General features: G+C 39.5%; 22 protein-coding genes. 18 read left to right on the top strand and 4 right to left on the bottom strand.

The genetic code is table 11. The features are described from left to right. Positions 1 to 3 precede the first annotated feature (3 nt). The 5 genes from neuC (at position 4) to BVC89_RS17930 (ending at position 5,148) form a co-directional block, all read left to right on the top strand. Positions 4 to 1,194 carry a UDP-N-acetylglucosamine 2-epimerase gene (neuC, locus tag BVC89_RS17950; RefSeq protein ID WP_086932517.1) on the top strand — a complete coding sequence of 397 codons (1,191 nt, stop codon included), beginning with the start codon at positions 4 to 6 and terminating at the stop codon, positions 1,192 to 1,194. Then, on the top strand, positions 1,187 to 1,861 hold the full coding sequence (locus tag BVC89_RS17945; RefSeq protein WP_158658011.1) for a class I SAM-dependent methyltransferase: 675 nt from the start codon (positions 1,187 to 1,189) through the stop codon (positions 1,859 to 1,861). The genes neuC and BVC89_RS17945 overlap by 8 nt, the downstream gene beginning before the upstream one ends. Next, a complete protein-coding gene (locus tag BVC89_RS17940; RefSeq protein ID WP_158658010.1) occupies positions 1,858 to 2,187 on the top strand; it encodes a hypothetical protein in 330 nt (109 codons plus the stop codon). Before BVC89_RS17945 ends, BVC89_RS17940 begins: the two co-directional genes overlap by 4 nt. Beyond that, on the top strand, positions 2,180 to 2,881 hold the full coding sequence (locus BVC89_RS17935) for an acylneuraminate cytidylyltransferase family protein (RefSeq protein ID WP_086932514.1): 702 nt from the start codon (positions 2,180 to 2,182) through the stop codon (positions 2,879 to 2,881). Before BVC89_RS17940 ends, BVC89_RS17935 begins: the two co-directional genes overlap by 8 nt. A gap of 125 nt (positions 2,882 to 3,006) precedes the next feature. Further along, complete coding sequence (locus BVC89_RS17930) at positions 3,007 to 5,148, top strand: GSCFA domain-containing protein (protein ID WP_086932513.1); 2,142 nt, start codon at positions 3,007 to 3,009, stop codon at positions 5,146 to 5,148. Positions 5,149 to 5,238: 90 nt separating this feature from the next. On the opposite strand, the gene BVC89_RS17925 is transcribed toward BVC89_RS17930, so the two are convergent. Continuing rightward, on the bottom strand, positions 5,239 to 5,739 hold the full coding sequence (locus BVC89_RS17925) for a GNAT family N-acetyltransferase (protein ID WP_086932512.1): 501 nt from the start codon (positions 5,737 to 5,739) through the stop codon (positions 5,239 to 5,241). A 189-nt stretch (positions 5,740 to 5,928) separates the two neighbouring features. On the opposite strand from BVC89_RS17925, the gene BVC89_RS17920 reads away from it, so the two are divergent. Further along, on the top strand, positions 5,929 to 6,957 hold the full coding sequence (locus tag BVC89_RS17920) for a CAP domain-containing protein (protein WP_103654281.1): 1,029 nt from the start codon (positions 5,929 to 5,931) through the stop codon (positions 6,955 to 6,957). 56 nt (positions 6,958 to 7,013) lie between these two features. Here the strand turns inward: BVC89_RS17920 and BVC89_RS17915 are convergent, their stop codons facing one another. Both BVC89_RS17915 and BVC89_RS17910 read right to left on the bottom strand, forming a co-directional pair. Then, positions 7,014 to 8,474: a hypothetical protein gene (locus BVC89_RS17915; RefSeq protein WP_086932509.1), complete on the bottom strand. Its 1,461-nt coding sequence runs from the start codon at positions 8,472 to 8,474 to the stop codon at positions 7,014 to 7,016. Between the two features lie 7 nt (positions 8,475 to 8,481). Next, the gene (locus tag BVC89_RS17910) at positions 8,482 to 10,554 is read right to left on the bottom strand and encodes a motility associated factor glycosyltransferase family protein (protein WP_086932508.1); all 2,073 of its coding nucleotides are present in this window, start codon (positions 10,552 to 10,554) and stop codon (positions 8,482 to 8,484) included. A gap of 212 nt (positions 10,555 to 10,766) precedes the next feature. Here BVC89_RS17910 and fliS point away from each other — a divergent pair, with 212 nt between their 5' ends. The 3 genes from fliS (at position 10,767) to BVC89_RS17895 (ending at position 13,603) form a co-directional block, all read left to right on the top strand. Next, positions 10,767 to 11,159 carry a flagellar export chaperone FliS gene (gene fliS / locus BVC89_RS17905; protein ID WP_086932507.1) on the top strand — a complete coding sequence of 131 codons (393 nt, stop codon included), beginning with the start codon at positions 10,767 to 10,769 and terminating at the stop codon, positions 11,157 to 11,159. A 168-nt stretch (positions 11,160 to 11,327) separates the two neighbouring features. Beyond that, positions 11,328 to 11,591 (top strand): hypothetical protein, encoded by a 264-nt coding sequence (locus tag BVC89_RS17900; RefSeq protein ID WP_086932506.1) that lies wholly within the window; start codon positions 11,328 to 11,330, stop codon positions 11,589 to 11,591. 560 nt (positions 11,592 to 12,151) lie between these two features. Then, a complete protein-coding gene (locus tag BVC89_RS17895; protein WP_086932505.1) occupies positions 12,152 to 13,603 on the top strand; it encodes a sigma-54 dependent transcriptional regulator in 1,452 nt (483 codons plus the stop codon). 73 nt (positions 13,604 to 13,676) lie between these two features. On the opposite strand, the gene BVC89_RS17890 is transcribed toward BVC89_RS17895, so the two are convergent. Next, positions 13,677 to 14,108 (bottom strand): hypothetical protein, encoded by a 432-nt coding sequence (locus tag BVC89_RS17890; protein ID WP_086932504.1) that lies wholly within the window; start codon positions 14,106 to 14,108, stop codon positions 13,677 to 13,679. Between the two features lie 459 nt (positions 14,109 to 14,567). Between BVC89_RS17890 and BVC89_RS17885 the strand changes: the two genes are divergently transcribed. From BVC89_RS17885 to fliJ, 9 genes are all read left to right on the top strand, one after another. Continuing rightward, a complete protein-coding gene (locus BVC89_RS17885; protein WP_086932503.1) occupies positions 14,568 to 15,761 on the top strand; it encodes a sensor histidine kinase in 1,194 nt (397 codons plus the stop codon). Positions 15,762 to 15,772: 11 nt separating this feature from the next. Beyond that, positions 15,773 to 17,248, top strand: coding sequence for a sigma-54-dependent transcriptional regulator (locus BVC89_RS17880; RefSeq protein ID WP_086932502.1), 1,476 nt, complete (start codon positions 15,773 to 15,775; stop codon positions 17,246 to 17,248). Between the two features lie 487 nt (positions 17,249 to 17,735). Further along, positions 17,736 to 17,909 carry a PA3496 family putative envelope integrity protein gene (locus BVC89_RS30075; RefSeq protein WP_173780735.1) on the top strand — a complete coding sequence of 58 codons (174 nt, stop codon included), beginning with the start codon at positions 17,736 to 17,738 and terminating at the stop codon, positions 17,907 to 17,909. A gap of 806 nt (positions 17,910 to 18,715) precedes the next feature. Continuing rightward, positions 18,716 to 19,063 (top strand): flagellar hook-basal body complex protein FliE, encoded by a 348-nt coding sequence (gene fliE / locus BVC89_RS17875; protein ID WP_086932501.1) that lies wholly within the window; start codon positions 18,716 to 18,718, stop codon positions 19,061 to 19,063. 49 nt (positions 19,064 to 19,112) lie between these two features. Next, the gene (fliF, locus tag BVC89_RS17870) at positions 19,113 to 20,789 is read left to right on the top strand and encodes a flagellar basal-body MS-ring/collar protein FliF (protein WP_086932500.1); all 1,677 of its coding nucleotides are present in this window, start codon (positions 19,113 to 19,115) and stop codon (positions 20,787 to 20,789) included. Beyond that, positions 20,786 to 21,814: a flagellar motor switch protein FliG gene (fliG, locus tag BVC89_RS17865; protein WP_086932499.1), complete on the top strand. Its 1,029-nt coding sequence runs from the start codon at positions 20,786 to 20,788 to the stop codon at positions 21,812 to 21,814. Before fliF ends, fliG begins: the two co-directional genes overlap by 4 nt. 145 nt (positions 21,815 to 21,959) lie before the next feature. Continuing rightward, complete coding sequence (locus tag BVC89_RS17860) at positions 21,960 to 22,946, top strand: flagellar assembly protein FliH (protein ID WP_086932498.1); 987 nt, start codon at positions 21,960 to 21,962, stop codon at positions 22,944 to 22,946. Positions 22,947 to 22,965: 19 nt separating this feature from the next. Then, positions 22,966 to 24,363 (top strand): flagellar protein export ATPase FliI, encoded by a 1,398-nt coding sequence (gene fliI, locus BVC89_RS17855; RefSeq protein ID WP_086932497.1) that lies wholly within the window; start codon positions 22,966 to 22,968, stop codon positions 24,361 to 24,363. Continuing rightward, positions 24,360 to 24,794, top strand: a complete 435-nt coding sequence (gene fliJ / locus BVC89_RS17850) for a flagellar export protein FliJ (RefSeq protein WP_086932496.1) — start codon at positions 24,360 to 24,362, stop codon at positions 24,792 to 24,794. Before fliI ends, fliJ begins: the two co-directional genes overlap by 4 nt. Positions 24,795 to 24,946 lie beyond the last annotated feature (152 nt).

Raw genomic sequence — 24,946 nt, 5'->3', positions numbered from 1 at the left:
TTTATGAGTATGACATTAGCGCTAGTTACGACAGCTCGTTCTGATTACAGTACTATGTACCCAGTAATGCGGGCTGCTATTGATGATTCTGACATCAATGCTAAAGTTTTTTGTGGTGGTATGCATCTGTTGAGCGAATTTGGCAGTACATATCAGCAATTGCTAGAAGACGATATTGAGATATCAGAGAAAATAGATTTCTTTATTTTGGATCAAGGTCGAGAGTCTTTAGCTAAGTCTTTATCTATTGGTGTTGATAAGTTTTCGCAAGCTATCGTTAAACATAATATTGATATGATTTTAGTATCAGGAGATAGAATTGAAAATCTAGCACTGTATTGTGCTGCAACCTGCCTGAGAATTCCTATTTGCCATCTATGTGGTGGAGACATTACCGAGGGAGCTTTTGACAATCAAGTACGCCATACTATGACAAAATTATCTCATCTACATATGGTATCCATGAGAGAACATTACGACAGAGTCATTCAAATGGGAGAGGAGCCGTGGCGTGTCACAATTACTGGTGATGCTGCTTTGGATACAGTAAATAATATCCAGCTATTAACTCGTGAGCAGTTATTTGAGTGTGAAGGTATTCCTAAAGATAATGATTTGTTACTCTGTACCTTTCACCCGCTGACAATTGGGAGCGAGAATTTCCGCCTTCAGTTTGACAACCTTTTGTATTTTTTATCACAGCAACCTGAAATACCTATTATTACCTATCCTAATATTGATCCCGGTTTTGAAGAGTTAGTATCTAAACTTCATATATTTTCCAATGAACGTCCAGACCTCATTATAAAGAAGAGCTTTACACGTCAGGGTTATTATTCGATGATGCATCATGCTAAATACATGATAGGGAACTCTTCAAGCGGGATATGGGAAGCACCGAGTTTTCACTTACCTTGTATTAATATTGGTGGACGTCAATCTGGTAGAAAGCGAAGCTGCAACGTTGTGGATATTTCGGGAAATAGTATAAATGAATTTCGCTCTGCATTAGAAAAAATCTATGGCTCTTCGTTTCAAAAAAATCTGAAAAATTGCCATAATCCGTATGGCGAGGGTAGAGCGTCAGATAAAATTATTGATGTTATTAAAAATACACAAATAAATGACAAGCTGTTAATTAAGAAGTTTTTCCAAATCGAAAATCCTATAGAACATGGAGTTGTTTATGGATAGTATCTGGGAGAAACATCATTCTCAACGCTCATGGGGAAAATATCCTGAGATTGATCTTGTTAAAACGGTTATGAGAGAGTTTAAGAATAAGGATAGGTCAGCAGTGAGTGTTTTAGAGTTAGGTTGTGGTGCAGGAGCTAACTTAAGCTTTTTTTTGTGCGAAGGGTTTCAGACTTATGGTATCGATGGCTCGCCCAGTGCTATTAATAACGCAGATAAAAATTTATCTTTAATAAAAAGTAGTCAACAAAAAAAAGGTACACCGTTTTATTTTCTATCTGTTGGTGATTTTAAATCTTTACCCTATGAGAGTGAGATGTTCACGATTGTGGTAGATAATTTGTCCATCTATGCAAATAATAGTGAGACAATTGATGATGCTTATAAAGAAGCCTTCCGAGTGCTAAAACCTAATGGTTTTATGTATTCTAGAGTGTGGGGTAACAATACCACCGGCAGTAAAACAGGTGAGATGATCGATATACATACATCAAAGGCACCCTTACTTGGGCCTTGTCAAGGTATGGGAACTTCTCACTTTTTCAGCAGGGATGAATTATTGGAACATTTTTCTCAATTTAGTTCAAAGACTATAAAGAGAATTACTGAAGAAAATACAAGCGATGATATATATACCGAAGAGTGGATTGTATGGGCAAAAAAATGAAAATAGATCGCTTACCTGAAGACAAAAAACACCTCATTGAACAACTTGTTAAAAACTACTACAGACTTCACAAGCAAGAAAATAAGGATGGTTGGGTTGTTACTGAAAATATTACGCCTAAACCTGCATATGATAATCAGCAGGTTTTCAATATTAACCAAGAATTTGAGGAATGTAGAGCAAGAGAGCTTATCGTTATGGTAGATTTTATGGCGGTAGCGAACCCCGATAACATTAATACTTTGTGGTGTAATGATGTGGCGAACATAGCCAGTTATTTACGTAAGCATTTCTATAAAGCTTTTGGAAAATCAGTTTATGCTTGAGTTTACCATGGATAATAACCTAACAATCATACCAGCTAGGGCGGGTTCAAAGCGAGTTCCGGGAAAAAATATCAAACCTTTAGAAGGTAAGCCCTTAATTGCCTGGAGCATTGATGCGGCAAAAAATACCAAACAACTTAAAAATATTTGTGTCGCCACGGAGAATCAGGAAATAGCAGATATTGCGTTGCTTTATGGTGCCGATATACCCGGTCTGCGGACGGTGGAGTCCGCCACTGACGATGCGCCAACAAGAGACGCTATAAGTGAAACGATTGCAATGTATGAACAGCATACAGGAAAGCACATCGCGTGGGTGACATTATTACAACCCACATCTCCATTTCGCAAATCGGCAACGATAAATTTAGCGATTGACTCTTTTATAAAGTCATCAGGAAAAACCTTGGTTTCAGTATGTAAACATGGTATTCCTCTTCATTGGCTAAATACTATCGATTCCAAGGGCTATATACAAAATGCCAATGTTAGTTCTAGAGAGAAGCACTTATATCACTACAACGGTGCTATTTATATTTTTTCTAGAGAAACATTTGATACCTACGGTGATATTTATAGTCCTGATATTATTCCGTTTATCATGGATGATCATATTGAAAGCCTAGATATCGATACTTATGAAGATTGGCAACTGGCGTCACTTATCGCATACAATTTTAGCGCTATGGATTAAAAGAGTCCTGGTGTAAACGGTTCGAGACTTGAAGTTGATTCGAAGTCGACTTGAAGTTGGTTCGTGTTTTGCTTCGGCCTTTATCTAATGATAAGAGGACAAAAGTTTGACGCTAAGAGGCATCCATGATGAATAATATAGAAATGGAACTGCAAGAAAAATATAAGTTAAGGCCAAATGTTTATAAAAACTCAGACGATTTCCACGATAAGCAATGTGCTTACGATACTCTTTTAAACCATTCCCGAGAATCCTGCCATTACCATTTTGAACACAGTAGCGTTTTCAATAACCATTTCGCGATGTTCCCAAGTATTATCAACGCTAGTGATATTGACGAATTCTTCACTCATTACGCGGATGGTTCCGGTGCTAGAACCTCTTTAGAAAAAGCAATAGATCTTATAGAAAAAATTGTTACTCCCGAAATAGATAATGCCATTAAATCTTATTTCGGTAGTGACTATGCCGTATTATGGTATAATTGGTCCGTGGTTGAAGCCGCTGATTCACCGAAGTTTACAGCGAATAAATGGCATTGCGATGCAGGTCCGACAACACACCTCAAAACTATCACTTACTTCGATAGTACTAGTGACCACGGTTCTACTACGCGCCTCGGCGATGTCAAATCGACTCAACGCTTGAAGGAAGTAGGTTACTTGCTTAACGATATTCGCTACAGGCAAGTGGATATATCGGACTTAACGGATTTTTATGATATTAACTTTCAAGTGGAGGAGCCCAACTTAAATGCTGGTGATACGATAATGTTTAATCCGACAAAGCGCATTCACCAAATTAAGCGTCCGAAAGAAGGTTGTAACAGGCATTGCTTTACACTATGTTATATCCCAAGCCCATTACACTGGAAAAAATTAATTCAATATGGCTTCTCACCCTTACAAGGGGGACGCTCTTTTGAATATGCTGCTAGAGAAATATTAGCGGCTTACGATAAGTATAATACAAAAAGCGAACAGAAGGAGTGTGTGGAAACTTCGCCTGAACACAATGCTGTCGATACTGAAAAAATAATAGAGCTCGACATTTATGGAAAAATAAATAGCCATTACTCATTACTACACCATCTGGAGAATATTTTTGAAGATAAGGAATATTGTTTGCGTTTATATACCAATATCGTTGGTAATGGAAATGCTTGTATCAATTTTACTGTAGATGAGTTGCTGGTTAAGCTTAAACAGTCTTTCCGCAATGACCTAAATTGGAATGGTATCTTTAACCCCAAGGATATTAAAAATCTACAAGACCTTATCTCTTTTGAAAAAAATTTTTATCACTCTGCGAATCGTTACCATAAAAAAGAAAAGCCGGATCCTAATGCCATTATGTGGCCTGACCCCAAGCACAAGAAACATCCTCGATCTCGTTTTGATATATTACCTTATGTTAAAAATCATAAGATCATGGATATGTCGACACCAGTTGCCTCTGCTGGTTCTTGCTTTGCTTTCGAAATTGCACGAGCGCTACAGGAGCAAAAATTTAATTATCTAGTTGAAGAGCGTGCAGATGATCCCAGAGATGGCATTATTGTTGATGGCTATCAAGCCGGCGATAAATACGCAAAGTTCAGTGCAAATTATGGTATTTTATTTAATACGCCAAGCCTGTTACAACTAGCACAAAGAGCATTCAATTTGCGACACTTTGAGCAGTATTGTAATAAATTGGAAAATGGTATGTATATGAATCCTTATCGTGAGAACGTGTTCTTTGTTAATAAACAGTCTTATATTAATGATTATCCGAAACATATTGCAGCGGTGAGGCGTGTTCTAACAAAAGTAAAAGTTATGATATTTACCGCTGGCTTGAATGAGTGCTGGCAACTACGAGACGGTACAGTATTATCAAGAAATCCGAAATCCGGATTTTATCATCTCTTAAAGCATAGAGTATTAAGTGTGCAAGAGAATATCGAATGTATGAGTCGTTTTGTCGAAATTGTTCGTCGCTATAATCCTGATTTTAAACTGGTCATATCTTTATCTCCCATACCATTACTCGCTACAGGTCGATCCGAAACTCATCATATTATCGATGCAAACGTTCACTCTAAATCAGTATTGAAGGTAGCAATCGATGAATTGATACAAAACTACGAGAATATATATTACCTTCCTAGCTACGAGCTTATAAAAGAATGCTCGCAAGATCCTTGGGAGGGCGATCATCGACATGTTACCCGAGAAACGGTGAATCGTGTGGTGGCTATGTTTAAGGAAATCTTTGTTGTTTGATTGTAGATAATCCGTAATAGTATTTACTCGTGCACACTTTGTGTGTTGCCATCTGGTTTAAGCTTAATTAAGAGTGTAATAGCCTTTTAGTTAGTGCAGATCTATTGTTAACAGAGGTAGAAATCTGCCACTAATACTCCCTGATTCGCGCTGGCCAATATTGATCGCTCCGGCGTTTTTATAAAAAGTTTCGGCATTCGGGTCGCTTTGAATGTGAATGGATAGGGCACCTTGTTGTAAAGCTGTTTTCTTAGCATCTTCTATCAGCGCGGTACCTACTTTTATTCCCATATGATCTGGGTCGACAAAGAGGGCTTCTAATTCAAAACGGCTAGTATCGATTTTTTGCAAAGCATAAAACCCCAATATCTTTTGGCTGTCTTCGGCGGCCTTAAAAATATATTCTGCACTTTCAATTTGAGCTGCTGAAAATGTCAATTCATCAGTACACTCTTCCATAAATTCCGGTGAATATCCCCAGTAAGCTTTTGAACGCAAAGCTAATTCAGATAGATCACTCGCTTCTGATTTAACAACGTCTCGAATTTTTATTTCCGTGTGAAGTGCGTCACGCTTTTTTTGGTTGGTCATATATTAGCCATAAATTTAGCAATATGAATAACTTTCTTAAAAGAAAATGTATAGATTATGGTAACAGTTATCGGGATCTTATCACATTTATTAAATATGTTATTTTTCAAATCGATATATGGCTAAACCTTACTATTGGTATTTGTTAACCTCCCAAACTGTAAATTAATCTTTACTCCGGTGTTATCTATGTTTAAGAGTGAAAATCGTATCAATGTAATTATGGCAGCCAGTTTGACTGTCCTGTTGAGTGCCTGTGGAGGTAGCTCTGACTCCGATGGGGGGAGTTTAACCGGTGGAGGCAGCACAGGTTCTCCTACGCCAACACCTGCGCCGGCAAGTCCGACCCCGACCCCGACGGCGACGCCAGACCCATCAGCGCCCAATCCAGTGCCAACGCCTTCAGCCACACCAGCCCCTAGCGCGACGCCGACGCCTACTGCTACACCAGCGCCTCAAGGTAGCTTCAATATTGTCAGTAGTTCGCCCGATTCAAATGCGGTAAATCGTTCACTGGTAAGCACTGTAACCCTTACGTTCAATAAGGCTTTAGTCCCGTCAACTGTCGATGAACAAGCTGTCTATGTGCTAGATGAAAACGACCAGCGAACAGCCATGTCGATTAACTATAGTGATGGAGAAACTTCCTTAGATATCAATTTCGATGCTCGCCTCAAGCCAAGCGAGACCTACACTATTGTTGTATCTTCTCGTTTAATGGCTGCTGATGGCGATACCTTTACGGAACAGCGACGCAGCTTTGACACAGTAGCTAACATTGGTGGCACTACCCAAGCGGTAATAGATCAGTGTATGAGCGAAGCTAATATCAATATGTTGGCCGCAGTTAATGAGGCTAGGGCACAGAGCAGAAGTTGCGGCACTGATAATATGCCTGCGGTGCCTGCACTTGCTTGGCACTGTTTATTAAAAGACGCGGCGCAAGCCCATAGTCAAGACATGGTAGACAATGGTTTCTTCTCTCACACCAGTAGCGACGGTTCGCAATTGAGAGATCGTATAACTCGTACTGGATATCTGTGGAATTCAATTGGGGAAAACATTGCAAGGGGGCAGCGCTCTATACCAGAAGTAATGGAAGACTGGATTGATAGTCCTGGTCATTGTCGCAATATTATGGGCAATTCATTTACTGAGTTTGGTTCATCAGAAATTAATTTTACTTGGACTCAAAACTTTGGTCGTTCTCGTAACTAATGAGCATTAATATTTAGTTAGAGCCTGTTAGCAGGTTCTAACTAAACAAGCCCTAACTAAAATGTATGCTCAAATGTCATACTACCTGTATTATTTTCAATAGTCGTAAAGCAGGAAAAGCCTGGGTAACTGCTGGTTAAGTAAATGTAACCAAAATCCCCACCTAAAAAGCTATCGCATTGTGGAAATAAATGGTCTAGGTACAGTCCCTCTCGCAACGCTTGTATATCGTGATAATTGAGTGTTTTTTGTAAAGTATTATGCATATGAGCAGAATGAAGGTGGATGAGAACCGTTTCACTGTTGCCTATTTCACCAAATAGTTCGGTTTGCAACTGAACTATCACTTGGCTGCGACATTTCTCTGACCATGCCACCAAGCCCCAATGACTGTGTTTCGCAGGATAATTATCGTGGTGAATACCTAAGGAGCACTCAAATGGTAGTGTAATGTCTTTTGATTGTTTGCCACTGTAAGCTGTTACTATACGCATTGGAAGTGGCCCGTCATGGCGTTTAAATTTCACTAATGCATTTTTTTCGATGTCTATTTGCAAACGTTTGCTGCCATCAAAATCGTAAACTTTTTCGTCAATCAACATACTATATTGACCCTTGTGGCAATCGGGATAGACAATCACTTGAGTGTCATTAAAATCGGTATTGACGATATTCATATAAGCATAAGTACCGTCTTCTACACAGTCTGTTTGGTGTATGGCATAATTAAAGTTACTATGAGTTACCTGCATTTCATTTGCACTTTCATTGCCCACAAGCAAACGTGTAAACGCATTCGAAAGAATATAGGAGAGGGAAGCATTCCCGGCTTGATTATTTAAAAATGCAATAATTTCGGGATAATGGTCTGCAGGATAGAGTTTGTAGGTTTGAAACGGTGCAAGCTGTGGCAGCACCAGGGTAATTTGCTTTTTTTCTCCTGTGCTATTTGTAAGTTCCATTATTACAGTTTGTTGTTCACATATACTATAGCCATTGTGGAAAACACAAAATGATTTGACCTCTTGTGAGTCTCGAATTGTCCAACAAGACTCGTGTCCAATACTAATCGTGCGCGCTTCTTCCACTTCGTGAGGCGAGTAAGTTCTACTGTAGCTGTGTACCATGCTAATACTATTTGTCATAGTGTATACAGCCATAATGGCAGCATAAGGTATGACCATATTTGTATTGGAAAAAACTTCTATTTCAACAGATCCTTCAAAGTAATCGGTATTTTCTTTATTACGAATTTGCGGCTCATAATTAATAACATTACCCTGATCAAAATTAACCGCTTCGCGTAGCACAAGCTTTCCCTTCATATCTCTTGTTGAAGCAATTATCATTACATTTAGATCGCGTTTAATGTACCAGTAGTTCATAAAACTGATAGTACTTTTAAAATTATGTGAATACTTATAATAAAAAATTGCCGAGCTTCTTATCACCAAGCCATGATTACCTGCAAAGTTTTCTTTTTGACTAATAAATATTGCGTGTTCTTTACTCTTCATAGTATTACTACTCTGCCTGTTGAATATCTTGAGATTCTCGATTAAGCCGATGTATAGTATCATTATGAGTGTCGTCGATACGCAGAGGCTCATTTTTCATGTTGATATAAACTTTTTCCATGAATATATTAAACTTCTTTATGCCTTTTTTTACCTGTGATTTATACTTTTCTTTGTCAAGGCAGTAAGCAGAATTTTCCATAATCAAACCTAGAAAAAGGTTGATGCTGCCGCTTAGTAACATATGTGTAATGGCGTCATTTTTCTTGTTAATTAATTTATAAATACGTTCAGCCTCCTGGTGGAATTCTTGGGCGTTGGATATAGATGTTTTGAGTTGTACTTGTTTTTCTATTGAGAAAAAATAATCTAGGTAACCTGTATCTTTTAGATTTACAGTACTTTTTTTATCCTGATAAAAGAATGTGTTATCCTTTATCTGTTCTATTACATGCCTTTTATTTATGTCGTTAAAGTTTTTTATTTGATCAATGCTAATAGGTGTGGTGCCTTGTATGTAGGCACCATTATTCGAATTAAAACAGCAGAAGTCGGGTATTGCTATTTTTGTGTAATGTAGTAATCGCTCGATAGATATCCGTGCTCTATCGAGAGTAGCGTGAGTTGTTACTTTTCCACCAAAATTACCCTTTGTCTTAAAATTTCTATCATTGTATGTGTAGATAACTTCTTTGATATCTTTAATATGCTTATTAAGTTTATAGTGCGGGCTGTTTTTTGAGTGATGCTGTCCTTTGTCCGCTAATCCGAGGTCCACCCCGATAAGATAAATTTCCTTAAAACCCATTGAAATTGCAAATGATAAAGCAGAGTTAGACACGGTAGGATTAGAAAAGGGGAGTTTGATTATTTTTTTTTGGTCGTAGTGTCTTTGTATAATAACCTCACCGATATCATTAGGTTTTAATGCTAAGCAGACGTCGTCAAATGATGATATCAATTTGGGAGAAACCGGGTTTAGACATAATAGAGTAACATTTTCTCTGTCTTCTTCTGTGGTTCCAAAATCAAGTAGATCTTTCATTGAAATTGTTCTTTCCATTTCCACATGGAAGTCAGGCTTTACTTTTATCTTTGATAAAGAGCCGAAAGACGTCCCACAAGAGAATATGATAGCATTATCACATTTCTCCTTAAGAAAATCTTCATGCATATCCAAAGATGGGCCGTTACCAATAATAAATGCAGGTGGCAGTTGTGCATTTCGACGCTTCGGCCTTGTAAATATTGGATGTTGAAATGCTAAATTATGAATTGTATGTGCAAAGCCTATCTGTTCGTCGTCGTAATATCCAAGGCCACTAGATGCATTATTTATTTCTTTTATATAGTGTTTAAAGAAATCTTGTTCATCTTGTCTTTTAGTGTGTTTATATAAAAAGGTAAATACATGGTTGTGTAAACCTATTCGACTTATAGATTGCTCAATTTCAATAAGAGCTCTATCTGGTTCAAAGCCTAAGCAAAAAGTTATTGAACGATTATTTTCTTTGAAGTGATCGAGAATGGGTTGCCAATCGATAACATGTAGGCAAGCATAAAATATATCCAGTGATCTTTCGTAAAGAAAGAGGTTATAAATGTCTAATTCTTTTATTAAAATAGGAAGATGATAACCAATGCCTATACTAGTCATTACCAGATTAGTAATAATACCGTTACTGGAAAGCGAACATGTTGCTTTATCTGTATCATATTCTTTTACCAGCTCATTAAGATATCGAATATGTAGGTGTCTATCATTATATGATTTTGACTCGCCTATACGTAGTCGGTTTATATAGGGCGATTGTTTGAATAACTCCACCTGTTTTTCGCAGTAAATATGCGCTGGATCAGAGTAGAGAAAGGTATTGCTTGCTCTATTAAGAAGGTTAAGCTGTTGTTGTCCATCAAGCTTTAATTCTATTTTTTCGGGGAGAAAGCTTTTGAATTTGTCATGTATTGCCGGAAACCTTTGCTCAAACAAAGCCATATTTTTAGCAAACTGGTGACTTACCTGTAATTGTAACTTCTTCAATTCAGCTTGCATTAATAGAGATTCAAGAGCTTCGGTCATTTTCTTTCTCGTTTAAATATAAAATTTTTAGGTGTAGTGTCTGCGACGTCAATCGTACGTATCTATATACGCTAAAAAAATACGCAAATTTAATGCCTGATTAGTGTTGAAAATATGGCACTAAACCTGCAAATACTAAGCTATAAACGATGAGTGTCAGAAATCAGACATATTCATATCTCTTTGTATTAAGATTAGTAGAGGAAGTTATAATGGCAATACAAGCGACTACAGCAGCTAAGGCTCTTGAAAATAGTCAAGATGAAATTTCATCCCATCAATTAATATCTCTGTTAATGGATGGTGGCTTAGAACGAATTTCTCAGGCCAAGACATCCATATCTCATGGTAATCAAGAAGATGCTGACGTGCTGCTGCAAAAAATCGTAGGTATTATCAACGGTTTAAGAAGTAGCTTGAATTTTGAAGATGGTGGTGAAATTGCTACTAATTTGGATTCATTGTATGACTATATGTTAGATCGCATTGATAGTGCACCATTAGATGATAAATTGAAAGCAGTCAGTGAAGTAGGAGAGCTATTGACCGAAGTGAAGGTTGGCTGGGATCAAATGGATACGGATAGTGCTTTAATAGAAAAATAACATTTTTTACTATTGCCTTAGACAAAATAGAAGTAAGCACCTTAGCTTTGCATTTAGTGCCCTGCAGTATTAGAGGCTCAAAACCTTAGAAAAGTAAAGGTATTGCTAAAGCTTGACAAGTTATTGCCGTTATCCTGAGTATACCTCAATTGTTCTTGGAGTTTGGCAATGGCTATTATCAGTGCGACACAATTTAAGCTGACACGAGCTCGTCGCTCTCTAGAACGGGCTTATCATAATAAGGACTGGAATGAGTTACGACAGTGGGATACGAAGCTGGCAGAATGCTTAAACCTTGTATTCGAAGACCCAGGCCGAGATACAAAGTCCTTGCTTAATGAACTTGAGTATATTTTGAAAATGTACTCAAGGATACTCGCTGAATTACCGGAAGATAGTAGTTCCCCCCATCAATACAACCCATTTAAGTAAAAATTTCTAAAAAATATTAAGTTATATTTTTAAAGAAGTTTATTCATTAGCTGTATACCGCAGTAATAGGCTTGTCGCTTTTTTCTTCTTTGCGGTGGTTTTATATGCAATATTTTAAGTCGTTGCCTCTTTTTTATTCTTCTTTTGCTAATGACGTGACTCGAACACTTTTTCTTACTTTTACTGTTGGCGATCCTGTTGTGTCGAAAATTTGACTATCGACGTAGTATTGACTATTAATTAGCTATTACCTCGTTTAATGGATTTTTGACGTTTGGCGCCTGCTTTTGTCCGTATTGTTACATGGTTTTACACGAGATTTGAAAGCTGTAATCAATACTAAATGACTCTACTTTTGTTGAAAAAGAGAAAATTCATTTCTGTAATATATCATTAACTCGGTAAATATTTATGCCCAGTTAATGTTCGTAAAAGGATGTAAAGATGCTGTATTTTAAAAGTGATGAGCAAATACCTTAGGAAGATATATTTGTCTGTTGGGTTAATCGGTCAATTGATTAATAGTTGTAATAGTTATAAAGTCGCGGGTTATATACGACATGCTAAACGATACATATATTCTTATCTTGGACGATAATGAGGAAAGTCAAAAGTCTTCTGAAGTTATTCTAAATTTTATCGGTGAGCACTCGATCAGCTATGGTCTGAGTCAATGGCTAAGTGCTGAACAGTCGAGAGACATGGATAAAACCATCGGAATGATTATATTATCCCTCGTCAATACCGATAAGAATCTCGAGAAAGTTCTAAAGAAAATTCACGAAACTTATGGTTTTACTCCTATTTTGTTACTGAGTAACTGTGATTCTGTCGAAATAACTGAAGATTTTGATCCTCATGTCAAACATATGATCGTTGCCAGAATGTGTAATGAATTGAATTATAGTGATTTAAACGATGCCATTCATCGGGCGCAACGCTACAACGAATCCCGAGAACAAATGAATCAGCAGTCCAATCGGCGTCCAGCACATTTATTTCGCAGCCTGGTTGGTACCAGTCGCCTAATAAAAAGCGTACGTACGATGATGTCACAGGTTGCAGATAAGGATGTTACCGTACTTATCGCTGGTGAGTCTGGTACAGGTAAAGAAGTTGTTGCCCGTAATTTACACTATCATTCTGCCCGCAGAGAATATCCTTTTGTGCCGGTAAATTGTGGTGCTATCCCAAGCGAGTTATTAGAAAGCGAGCTGTTTGGTCATGAGAAGGGAGCTTTTACCGGGGCCGTTAATGCTCGTGCTGGGCGTTTTGAGCTGGCGGAGGGAGGAACGTTATTTCTCGACGAAATCGGCGATATGCCTCTACATATGCAAGTCAAAATTCTACGTGTGTTACAAGAGAAATCATACGAGCGTGTGGGCGGCAACAAGTTTTTTAAAACCAATGTGCGAATTATCGCAGCAACTCATAGGAACTTGGAAGAGATGATTGAACAGGGGAAATTTCGCGAAGATCTTTATTACCGTTTAAATGTCTTCCCTATTGAAATGCCTTCTTTAAGAGAGCGCTCGGAAGATATTCCCCTACTTATTAATGAGCTAGTGGCTAAATTAGAACATGAAAAGCGAGGATCTATACGTTTTAACTCAGTAGCTATTCTGTCTCTTTGCCGCCACCCTTGGCATGGAAATGTACGTGAACTGGCTAACCTGGTAGAGCGCATGGCTATCATGCATCCATTCGGCGTAGTAGGAGTGCAAGATTTGCCCGCCAAGTATCGTCATGTGGAAGTTATGGAAGAAGACATAGTGCCAGCTCCGGCTGAAGAAAGCTCGTGCGAGCCGACTGTCGTTTCTGTTAGCGACGTTGCCTTATTGCCAGAAAATGGTATTGATTTAAAAGAATATATTTCTGGTCTTGAACTTAGTTTGATCCAACAAGCCCTTGATAATACCGGCGGCGTAGTGGCAAGAGCAGCTGAGCAACTAATGATCCGTCGTACCACATTAGTAGAAAAAATGAAAAAGTATGGTTTGCAGAGAGGGTAAAATATATAGTGTTACCCGGCTCTGGCTTAACATGATAGATTCATAGTAATTAAAAACTAAATATCAGATTAAGCTAAGACGACTTCAAATCATCTTTGAGATTAACTCTTTTATTAATTATTTCGGCTAACTTTGTCGACATATAGTCCAACTTCGCCTGTTTACTTCTATTTGAAAGTGTACCCTTATTTAGCTTCCAAGCTTGTTTGGCTTGATTAAGCTCATCACTTGATACATTGTGAACATATCTACCTTGTTCGTCCCATTTATCTTCCATAAGATTCGTCAACATAGGGTCTTGAGGTGAGAGGTTATTTGGTGCGTAGCGAAAAGCCTTTGTTTTATTATTGCCAGCATCATCTTTTAAATTACCAATCAAAGATTTACCTGCGGGAAACAAGTTTTCTGTTGAACGACTTGATTTAAATACAAGGTTTTTAATTGCTTTAAAAGCACTTGTAGCTGAAGCAATAACGCCACTCGTAATTTTTCCTATTGTTGCCATTCTCTGTTCCTACGATTCTCTTCACTACTTTAGTGTTGTAAGGTTTGATTATGTTCAAAAATGATCGGCTTGATTAGGCTGTGGTATTATAAAAAGAGTTAAGTCATTCAGAGTTTTTCCATTTTTATGTTTTAAGACTAATTTAATTAAACTTTCTTTATTAAAGTAAGCTTCTTGTTATAATAAGTTGTCTCCATCATTAAAATAACCTTTAGCACCTTTTCAGCTATTCTCTCTGTCAAAAGACTGACATATCCTTTTCTATTTAAGCTTTATTTCTTGTAAGTTATTGAGTTTAAGTAAAAAAATAATCTGGCATCTCCTTTGCAGTGTACTGTGTGACTATCACAACAGTGACGCTTCTACAATTTGTTATGCCGATGCATATATCGTTGCAATAACTTATGTAGACAATTTAATTACTCAGTAATACGGGAGTGGCAGAGTTTGCGTAGGCATATGAATACTCTATTAGCGGATGATATAAACACGCAACAACAGGAAACGTTGACCGCTGCCTTTGAATTTTTCAATGAGACATCTGAGCAGCTCTCAAGCTCATATCGGGTATTGGAAAAGCGTGTTGAGCAGCTAACTCTTGAATTAGATAAAGTTGCACAGGAGAAAGAAAAAGAGCATGAGAAGAAGCAAAAAATTGCGGAACAAATGCGCGCCTTACTCAATTTTTTGCCCGGTGGTGTTATCGTGCTCGATGCTAAGGGTTACATATTAGAAGCAAATCCAGCAGCTAGAGAACTCCTCACAAACGCTTTAGAAGGAAAACTGTGGCGAGAAGTTATTCAACTGTGTTTTGCCCCTAAAAATGATGATGGACTGGAAGTGTCGACACGCAATGGACGTAGAATTAGTATCGCTACCAGCTCGCTTGGCAACGATGGCCAGATTATTTTATTAACGGATCAAACTGATACTCGCAAATTACAAGAAAGTTTGAGCCATCATGAAAAACTTTCGGCGATGGGAAAAATGGTATCGACTTTGGCTCATCAGATTAGAACTCCTCTATCAGCCGCTATGCTCTACGCTGGACATCTATGTAATGACACGATTTGCAATGAAAAACGTGATCAGTTTTCTCATAAGCTCTATGGTCGATTACAACATATGGAAAAACAAGTAAGAGACATGATGTTGTTTGTCAAAAGTGAGCTACCACTGAATGATGTTGTCAGCCTTGCGGATTTAGAACTGGGATTAAGGGAAGCTGCTGAAGTGGCATTATCCACTTCTAATTCAAGATGCCAATGGCATAATCAGTATCCTACTAAGCAAGTAAAGTGTCATCGTGAAGCTTTGATTAGTGCATTAATGAATCTAGTCAATAACAGTATTCAAGCCAGCGGCCAATCGCCGAAAATTCTCATTGAAATGAGCTGTATTAGTAACGGTAAAAATGAAACAGCGGTGATAAAAGTAGTCGATTGGGGGCAGGGGATGGCAGCAGATATTCTTGATAATGCCCAAGAAATTTTTGTTACAACCAAAGCCCAGGGCACAGGCCTAGGGCTTTCTGTGGTGCAATCGGTTATGCGCGCCCACGGCGGAACCTTTCGCTTATTATCCCAAGCCGGGCAAGGCACAGAAGCATTAATAGAAATTCCTGTTTTAACAAATACGCCACTGACAATGTAGAGGATAAAGCTATGGGAAACACTGTAGAAATGCGTAGATTACCTAATATTTTAGTGGTTGAAGATGACTCGGCACTGCGTGAAGCTTTGGTCGATACATTGTCTCTTCATGATATGGAGGTAGCAAGTAAACATTGTGCGGAAGATGCTCTTTTATATCTGAGCAAAAACTCAGATATCGACCTAATTATTTCTGACGTTAATATGGGGCAAATGAGTGGCTATGATTTACTTGTAAAAGTGAAACGAGACTATTCCCATATTCCTGTATTATTAATTACCGCTTACGCCAGTATTAGCGAGTCTGTCAGAGCAATGAAAGAAGGTGCGATAGACTATTTAGTGAAGCCTTTTGAATCTGAGTTATTGGTTGATACAGTGAAAAAGGTTATTGGACAGTCCGTAACGATTTCGGATGAGCCTATTGCTCAGGCGGATAGCAGCCGACAGTTATTGCAGTTGGCAGCTCGAGTCGCTCAGTCCGAATCCACCGTACTTTTGTTAGGGGAATCTGGCACAGGTAAAGAGGTATTAGCGAAATACGTACATGATAAGTCTCCCCGTGCTTGTAAACCTTTTGTCGCAATAAATTGTGCAGCAATACCTGAGAACATGCTTGAAGCGATGTTATTCGGGCATGAAAAAGGAGCTTATACTGGTGCACATGCAGCAGCCCCAGGAAAGTTTGAGCAAGCCAACGGTGGCACGCTTCTGCTCGATGAAATTAGTGAAATGGATCTTGGCTTACAAGCTAAATTATTGCGTGTGTTGCAGGAACGAGAAGTAGAGCGTCTGGGAGGACGTAAGAGTATAAAATTAGATGTGCGCGTCATTGCGACTTCAAATAGGGATATGAGACAGGAGGTGGCTGCCGGGAAGTTTCGCGAAGACCTTTACTTTAGGTTGAGCGTTTTACCACTGCAATGGGCACCTTTGCGTGATCGCAAAGAAGATATCGTTCCTTTGGCGCGAGCATTACTAACTAAACATGCAATCAAGCAAAAGCGCAGCAATGTGCAATTGTGTGAGCAAGCTATAACAACACTATGGAGCTACCCCTGGCCTGGCAATGTTCGGGAGTTAGATAACGTTATGCAGCGTGCCCTTATATTGCAACCTGGAGATATTATTTCCAGCGATGATTTAGGGCTACAGATTGCTGATAACTATAGTGAAAAGCCTTCACTTATCGATGCCGTTGTATCGGAAACTGCGAATATCAGCAAACAAAATATTCACACACTTGCCGCGCAAACAATGCAATCCTCGGATAACCCGATCACTGATGTTCAACTCGGTGCAGATGCTCAACTTGGTGCAGATATGAAACGCCACGAGTTCGAGATTATTGTGAAAACCCTACGGCAAGAAAACGGCAGCAAAAAGAATACGGCAGAGCGTTTAGGGATTAGTCCACGAACATTGCGTTATAAGTTGGCACGTTTACGTGAGCAGGGATATACCCTTGAATCAGCGATTCACTATTAGAAAGCTCTAGACTATCAATGGATGAGTTAATAGGTGAGTGCTTTTGGGGCAATTTTGCCTTGATTTAAAGTGTGATGAATCACTTAAATTCAAAGCAAGGAGTCAAAGTAAAGACTCAACGTAAGAATGTGAAATAGTTATAACCCATGATTACTTACGTATTTTTAAGTATGTGTTTTCTTTAAGTATGTGTGTCCACAGCTAACCCATCAAATGAGATAACTGCGCTATAAGGCTTTTGTTGAGGTCAAAAAGTGCTCACATTAGACATTCCTTGTTATTAGAGTTCAAAAATAATAATAATTTACTCTAAAAAATAAAAAAACATCGTTAAAAGTAAAAAAGCCATTGCTTTTAATCAATTTGTCATATTACTCTTAGAGACTGGCAACACGCAATAAGGCCTTATTGTTTTGTACTTTTATACAGGGCTTATTAAATTTTTGGTAGGCCCAAGACTCATGACAAATTGATCGGGAGATTATTTATGGGTGTTGAAGTATTAGAACCTACTATTATTTTAAATTCAGGGCTTATGGATGATTCGGCTGTGTTACAAGACGAGCCTCTTAATGGCACTGATGCAAGACGACGTTTAGAAGATAAAATTGAAGAGCTGCGTTTACAAAGGGAACTACAAGAGTTCGATTTCGATTTGTGATACAGCTTGGAAAACGAATAATAGAGAAAAGTATACGAGGCTATGGGTAATTTAATAGCATTGTGTTACCACGCTAGCCGTTACTAGATTACCCATCGATTCATTTCGATTGTCCTAAAGTTGTGATTTTTATAGCAGTCAATCTCTGCCTATAGCAGTGAATCTGTATTCTTTACTAACGTGCTGCTCCCTAGCGAGTATGTATCTTTGGTATGTTATCCTAGTGCTCCTTCCCTTCTATACAAACCCTCTTAGTGATGAAGTTTTCTCTACTATTGGAATCGCTACAAAAGACATTTGTTACGAAAAGTACGATAACGCAGTGACAACCATATAGTTAAATTTTATAGTTATATCGTTAATAGTACAAAGAAGTGCATTGGTTTAAGTTAACATGTTAGAGCACTGACCGATTTATATTTATGAACTATTAAATAATATTTTTAAATCTTATTGTTCATTTAAAATAGTCAGGATTCATACAAATCCTCATTGCCCATCAACCAGATACATTATCTAAATAGTGCTAGTGCTGCTAGTGCAAGGCTTCGATACACCTACACCTACACCGTCATCCTATTTATGGCAAATGCCTTATCCTTCCCAAATTACATCTGACCGTTCGCTTATCTCTGACCCCGGATATCAGCTTTTGATGCCAAAAGTCCGCGTCGCTCATAAATGTGGCAAGAAACTTCCCACGGCAATGTTTGGCCTGGATTGTGCACAATACCTGTCATTCTGATAATTATCTTATTTTGTGACGTAAATCCGTCACTATAACGAGAAATATAAAAGGCGTTGCTATGACTGAACGGATGGATATCAATCGCTTACTTTTGGAAATGCGAGCAATGAAAGCGCAAGCTTTCAATGGTGTCGGAGCCACTGCCGCTACCGATATCGCCAAAAAAAATGAAGCGATTAACGGCCCAAAATTCTCCGAGCTTATGTCCCAAGCGATCGATAAAGTAAATGAAGTGCAACAAGCATCAGGTGCTTTACAGAAAGCCTATATCAAAGGCGACCCTAATGTCGATATTACTGAGGTAATGATCGCTTCACAAAAATCGGGGGTTGCCTTTGATGCCATGGTGCAGGTGCGTAATCGTTTAGTGGAAGCTTATCGCGATGTTATGAATATGCCGATTTAATAGTTAATCATGAACTATTTGATTGTCTGGCTAAATAGTTGAGGTTTACATGGCGGACTCAGGTGCCAACACTGGAAACAGCGATGATGTTCTCGAAGGTTTCAATAGCTTAAATATATTCCGGCAAGCAGGCCTGATGATAGGTTTAGCTGCTAGTGTTGCTTGTGGTATTGCTGTCGCATTTTGGAGTCTGGGTGAAGATTACAAACCTTTGTACGGTAGTCTTGAACGTTTGGATTCGTCAGAGGTTGGCCGAGTTTTAGATTTTAATGACATTCCATATAAAATAGATGGCGCCACCGGTGCCATGCTTGTGCCTGTCGATAGTGTTCACAAAGCTCGTATTTTGTTAGCAGAAAATGGTATCCAAGGAGATACCAGCTTCGGTTTGGAGATGCTCGATCAAGAGCAACAACTTGGTACCAGCCAATTTATTGAGTCTATGCGCTACCGCCGTGGTTTAGAAGGGGAACTGGCGCGCACTATCAGCAGTATAAACTCTGTGCGCAGCGCCCGGGTGCATCTGGCAGTTCCTAAACGCAGTGTCTTTGTGCGCGACGGCCGTAAGCCTAGCGCGTCCGTATTTCTCGATTTATATCCTGGAAGGCCAATAAAACCTAAGCAGGTTAGGGGGATTGCCAACTTGGTGGCTTCGAGCATCCCCGAATTAGAAATAGAAAATGTTACCGTGGTCGATCAAAAAGGTAATCTAATGTCAGTAGCTGCGGAGGATGAACGCCTTGCTATTGCCGCACAGCATTTGGATTACACTCGCAAAATTGAGGACGATATCATTTTGCGTATTCGCCGTTTATTGACCCCTATACTGGGTGACGGCAACTTTAAAACAGAAGTGGCGGCAGATATTGATTTCACTGAAATTGAGCAAACAGAGGAAAGTTTTAATCCGGATTTACCTGCAGTTCGAAGCGAGAATAAAGTCGATGAGCAACAAGTGGGAGCAGCCGGAGTAGGAGGTGTGCCTGGAGCTTTAGCTAATCAACCACCAGCCGATGGCAACGCCCCAGAAGTTGCCGGTGGCGGTGACGGTGCTGGCGAGGGTGGTCAGCCAAGTCGCACTCGCTCACAGTCGACAACGAACTACGAGTTAGACCGTACAGTAAGTTACACACGTTTCGAAAAGGGACGAATCCGTCGTATGACGGTTGCGGTAGTGGTTGATGATAAAGCGATTATCAATGCCGAGTCGGGCGAAGCAGAAAAAATTCGATGGACTGAGGATGAATTGGAGCGTTTAGCTATACTTGTACGTGACGCAGTGGGTTTTTCGGCGGTGCGAGGTGACAGCGTGAACGTATTAAACGAGTCTTTCTTTGATTTGCCAGATCTCAGCGATCTGGATGCGAATGTACCCATATGGGAGTCCGAAGCTTTCCGAGCTGCCCTTAAGCCCTTAGCTGGAGCACTAGTTATTATCGCCTTGCTGATGGGGCTTGTACGACCAGTATTGAAAACGCTGGCAGGCTCAGGTGCGCAATCTAAAGAAGAACAAGAACGAAAAGAAATGGAAGCTTTGCAAGCTTCCGGTATTGATTCTTTCGACTCCCTATCTGATGAAACCGTGACCCTTTCAGGGGGTGATGCGCTGGGCCTACCTAGCCCTGAAGAAAGCTATGAACAACAATTAAATGCAGTCAAAGGCCTTGTCGCCGAGGATGCTGGCCGTGTCGCGCAAGTACTTAAACGTTGGATTAGCGAAGAATGAGCGAGGCAAATGACGGTGCTGGCGCGCCACAAAAAAGCATGAGCAAAATTCAGCAAGCGGCTATCCTGTTGATGTCTTTAGGAGAGTCCGCTGCAGCCGAGGTGCTCAAGCATATGGGGCCTAAAGAAGTGCAAAGAATCGGGACAGAAATGGCGGCCCTTAGCAATGTGCAGCAGGATCAAGTTGAGGTTGTTATTTCTAATTTTATGGAAGAAGTTAGTACGCAAACAGGGCTCGGGATGGGATCTGATGCGTATATTCGTAATATGTTGGTATCGGCTTTAGGCCAAGATAAAGCGGATAGTTTAGTAGATCGAATTTTGCTTGGAGGTAATACTACAGGTCTTGATACGCTTAAATGGATGGACGCTCGTTCAGTAGCAGACATTATTCGCAATGAGCATCCACAAATTCAAGCCATTGTGATGGCTTACCTCGATGCTGATCAAGCTGCAGAAGTTCTGACTTTTTTTCCAGAAAAAGTGCGTTTAGACATTATGTTAAGGGTAGCTTCTTTAGATACTGTTCAGCCCAGTGCATTACAAGAACTCAATGATATTTTAGAAAAACAATTTGCTGGTAATGCAGGTTCACAAACCAAAGATATGGGTGGCTACAAAGTGGCTGCTGAGATTGTTAATAACTTGGATAGCTCAGTCAGTGGCGAATTACTAGATTCAATAAAAGAAGTCGACGAAGACTTGGGCACACAAATTCAAGATCTTATGTTTGTCTTTGAAAATCTTAAAGAAGTTGACGACCGTGGCATTCAGGCACTGCTTAGAGAAGTCTCCTCTGATATTCTTATTCTTGCACTTAAAGGTTCTGACGATATCCTTAAAGAAAAAATATTTTCCAATATGTCTAAACGGGCAGCAGAATTGCTTGCCGATGATCTTGAAGCGAAAGGTCCTGTTAAAGTTTCAGAAGTTGAAGCTGCGCAAAAAGAGATTCTTACCATTGCCAGGCGAATGGCCGATGCCGGAGAAATCAACCTCGGTGGCGGTGGTGAAGATATGTTATAGCGTTTCATATTTCTAAATAAAAATTTATTAAAAATAATATAGGGGCTGAATATAAGTTTTATAAAATTAAGAGTATATTCGCAGTGCGTTTGATAATGATGTGTACTCTTTTTATTTTTCCGGTTAGTAAGGAGTAGGCAAAAAAATGACGGATAGTGTGAAACAAGTTAATCGTATTCCATTCGAAAATATAGAGAGTGAAGAATCCATATCTACCTGGTCCTTACCCAGTATCGATGATGGTTCGGGTGTGATACTAAGCGCAAAAAAAGAAAAAGAAAAAAGAAAAAAAGACTCAGATGTAGAAGCAATTGAGGATTGTGAAAACCCAGAAGAAAGTGAATTTCCTACAGCAGAGAGCTTACAGAAAATTACAGAAGAAGCAAGGCAAGAAGGCTTTTCTCAAGGCTATACCGAAGGTTTTGAAAAAGGACGGCAGAAAGGTGAAAAAGAAGCCCACAATCGAGTGTATAAGGAAACAAAGAGCCTTATTGAGCAGGAAGTAAGAAGTCTACGTAAGTTCACCAGCCATTTGTTCGAACCGTTGCAGTCTCAAAAAAACGCCTTGGAAGATATCTTAGTAAGTATGGCAGTGCACTTTGCACAACATATTATCGATCAGGAAATTAAAAACTCTCCACAATCTATTCTTGCCATTATTAAAAAAGCATTGGCTGCACTGCCTGTGGGAGCTCATAATATCAATGTGTTTGCTAACCAAACTGATGTGGATTTAGTTGATAAATACCTACCAGCAAAAGATCGTGATTGGGGATTGAAGATAGATAACAATATTCCAAGCGGCGGTTGTCGGGTAGAAACCAATGAGAGCTTAGTGGATTATACAACGGCTGCACGTTTAACTGAATTTATTCAACAGGTACAAGAAACCGGTAATATTGACGATAAGGAATTACAAGCTATTGAAGACTATTCCTGCAGTATTGATTCAAATAATCTCCCCGGTGAGACTTCTGAGAACCTGGAAGTTAATACTACGTATGAACCAGAAAATAATGATAGTTTAGAGTCTGAGAGTATTTCTGAGAATCAGACATCTGATATAAATACAGACCAAAAACCTTTGACTAATACTCATGAACACAGTGCCCCCCAAGGCCCAACGCTATGATAAGTCGACTGTAAAACATATGATTAATAGCGAGATTGACGACTTTGCATTAGAGCAATGTCTAAACAAATACCGCCAGTACCAGTTTCTAGATGCTCCTATTCAGGCATCTGGACGACTAACACGTTTGGTTGGGCTAACTTTGGAGGCAGTAGGTCTGAATGTTTCTGTGGGACAACAGTGCCATGTGCATTTGAGCAACGGAAATAAACTCGAAGCTGAAGTTGTTGGGTTTCATAACTCAATTACCTATTTAATGCCGGTACAAAAAATCGAAGGCTTACAACCAGGTGCTAAAGTTGTTCCACTCGGTGATCACAAAAAAGTCTCACTTGGCAATCATCTGATTGGTCGTGTATTAAATGGACTCGGTCAAGCACTTGATAATCTTGGGCCAATCAGTAACAGTCGCCAAATAGAATTAAACACCAACGTTATTAATCCCCTTAGTCGTCATCCTATTTGCGAGCCCCTCGATGTGGGTATCCGTGCTATTAACAGTCTATTAACTATCGGTAAGGGACAACGCATCGGCTTGTTCGCTGGTAGTGGTGTAGGTAAAAGTGTTTTGCTTGGTATGATGACCCGCTTTACTCAAGCAGATGTCGTGGTAGTAGGGCTAATTGGTGAACGAGGTAGAGAAGTTCGTGAGTTTATTGAACATATACTCGGTGAAGACGGTTTGCAGAGGGCTGCTGTGGTCGCAGCTCCTGCCGATGAAGCACCGCTTATGCGTTTGCGTGCGGCCCAACTGGCAACACGTATTGCCGAACATTATCGGGATCAGGGGAAGAGTGTTCTTCTGTTAATGGATTCCCTCACACGTTTTGCTCAGGCCCAACGCGAAATCTCATTGGCTATAGGTGAGCCTCCTGCAACTAAAGGTTATCCGCCTTCGGTGTTTTCAAAAATACCAGAGTTGGTTGAACGTGCTGGTAATGCCAGTCAAGGCGGTGGCTCTATTACCGCATTTTATACGGTACTTACCGAAGGTGACGATTTGCAAGATCCTATAGCAGACTCTGCAAGAGCCATTCTAGATGGTCATATTGTGCTATCACGAGCATTGGCTGAACAAGGTATTTACCCTGCTATCGATGTTGAGGCTTCGGTTAGTCGGGTTATGCCCAATATTGTTGAGCAAGGAAATATTACTATGGCGCAAAAGTTTAAACAAAGTCTTGCTCTATATAGGGCAAACCAAGATTTAATTACGATTGGCGCCTACAAAGCGGGCAGTAATCCTGAGATAGATTTTGCTATAGAGCGTTTTCCCCATTTACAAAAGTTTATTGCTCAAAAAATTGGCGAGGTATGTTCCTTGTCAGACAGTCGAACTATGCTATCTGGAGTGCTAGAACCCATTCGTACATCGAGTAATAGCAAGAAGACAACTTCTGGCGCTAGTCTGAAATGACACGCTCAGCTCGACTTGCGGTGGTTATCGATATGGCTCGCAAAAACGAGGAGCAAGCAGCAAAAAAATTGGAGCAATGTCGACAATCTTATCAAGCACATCACCAGCGCTTAGAAGAATTAAATAATTACTACCATGACTATGACATGCGTTTTAAGCAGAATATTCAGGGTGTTCGTGCAAATGATTTTGCTGCCAAGCGTTTTTTTTTAGGACAGTTATCTACACTAATTGACCAGCAAAAAAATACCCTTAATCAAGTAGAAATAACTTTAGAAAAGGCCCGCCAGGAATGGCAGCAGTGCCACTTAAAGTCTGAAAACTTGCAGCGTTTTGTTGCAGATCTTAAACGCTGTGAAGTGCAAATCGCCGATAAAATAGAGCAGTACAAAATTGATGAGTGGGTAACACAAAACTATAAGCCAAGATGAACCACTTAGCTGTAGAGTTAATCATACAGGAGTGATGAAACTAAATTGCAGTTTTCTCTTGACACCTGAATCTTTGTGTTTGCGCGTAAAACTCTATGATTTGTAGGGTTTTTTTAATGCTCTTTGGTTATTTTCGACGATTCCTTCCACTC

The organism is Agarilytica rhodophyticola (assembly GCF_002157225.2).
GTDB classification, from domain to species: Bacteria; Pseudomonadota; Gammaproteobacteria; order Pseudomonadales; family Cellvibrionaceae; genus Agarilytica; species Agarilytica rhodophyticola.
This window is presented reverse-complemented; position numbering and strand designations above follow the sequence as displayed.

Excerpts from the sequence above, each read along its gene's own strand:
- fliJ (WP_086932496.1), top strand. The coding sequence starts at position 24,360 with ATGACACGCTCAGCTCGACTTGCGGTGGTTATCGATATGGCTCGCAAA.
- BVC89_RS17860 (WP_086932498.1), top strand. The coding sequence starts at position 21,960 with ATGACGGATAGTGTGAAACAAGTTAATCGTATTCCATTCGAAAATATA.
- BVC89_RS17915 (WP_086932509.1), bottom strand. The coding sequence starts at position 8,474 with ATGAAGAGTAAAGAACACGCAATATTTATTAGTCAAAAAGAAAACTTT.
- BVC89_RS17880 (WP_086932502.1), top strand. The coding sequence starts at position 15,773 with ATGGGAAACACTGTAGAAATGCGTAGATTACCTAATATTTTAGTGGTT.
- BVC89_RS17900 (WP_086932506.1), top strand. The coding sequence starts at position 11,328 with ATGGCTATTATCAGTGCGACACAATTTAAGCTGACACGAGCTCGTCGC.
- BVC89_RS17930 (WP_086932513.1), top strand. The coding sequence starts at position 3,007 with ATGATGAATAATATAGAAATGGAACTGCAAGAAAAATATAAGTTAAGG.
- BVC89_RS17890 (WP_086932504.1), bottom strand. The coding sequence starts at position 14,108 with ATGGCAACAATAGGAAAAATTACGAGTGGCGTTATTGCTTCAGCTACA.
- BVC89_RS17940 (WP_158658010.1), top strand. The coding sequence starts at position 1,858 with ATGAAAATAGATCGCTTACCTGAAGACAAAAAACACCTCATTGAACAA.
- BVC89_RS17910 (WP_086932508.1), bottom strand. The coding sequence starts at position 10,554 with ATGACCGAAGCTCTTGAATCTCTATTAATGCAAGCTGAATTGAAGAAG.
- fliF (WP_086932500.1), top strand. The coding sequence starts at position 19,113 with ATGGCGGACTCAGGTGCCAACACTGGAAACAGCGATGATGTTCTCGAA.
- BVC89_RS30075 (WP_173780735.1), top strand. The coding sequence starts at position 17,736 with ATGGGTGTTGAAGTATTAGAACCTACTATTATTTTAAATTCAGGGCTT.
- BVC89_RS17920 (WP_103654281.1), top strand. The coding sequence starts at position 5,929 with ATGTTTAAGAGTGAAAATCGTATCAATGTAATTATGGCAGCCAGTTTG.
- fliS (WP_086932507.1), top strand. The coding sequence starts at position 10,767 with ATGGCAATACAAGCGACTACAGCAGCTAAGGCTCTTGAAAATAGTCAA.
- fliI (WP_086932497.1), top strand. The coding sequence starts at position 22,966 with ATGATTAATAGCGAGATTGACGACTTTGCATTAGAGCAATGTCTAAAC.
- BVC89_RS17925 (WP_086932512.1), bottom strand. The coding sequence starts at position 5,739 with ATGACCAACCAAAAAAAGCGTGACGCACTTCACACGGAAATAAAAATT.
- BVC89_RS17945 (WP_158658011.1), top strand. The coding sequence starts at position 1,187 with ATGGATAGTATCTGGGAGAAACATCATTCTCAACGCTCATGGGGAAAA.
- neuC (WP_086932517.1), top strand. The coding sequence starts at position 4 with ATGAGTATGACATTAGCGCTAGTTACGACAGCTCGTTCTGATTACAGT.
- BVC89_RS17935 (WP_086932514.1), top strand. The coding sequence starts at position 2,180 with ATGCTTGAGTTTACCATGGATAATAACCTAACAATCATACCAGCTAGG.
- BVC89_RS17885 (WP_086932503.1), top strand. The coding sequence starts at position 14,568 with ATGAATACTCTATTAGCGGATGATATAAACACGCAACAACAGGAAACG.
- fliG (WP_086932499.1), top strand. The coding sequence starts at position 20,786 with ATGAGCGAGGCAAATGACGGTGCTGGCGCGCCACAAAAAAGCATGAGC.
- fliE (WP_086932501.1), top strand. The coding sequence starts at position 18,716 with ATGACTGAACGGATGGATATCAATCGCTTACTTTTGGAAATGCGAGCA.
- BVC89_RS17895 (WP_086932505.1), top strand. The coding sequence starts at position 12,152 with ATGCTAAACGATACATATATTCTTATCTTGGACGATAATGAGGAAAGT.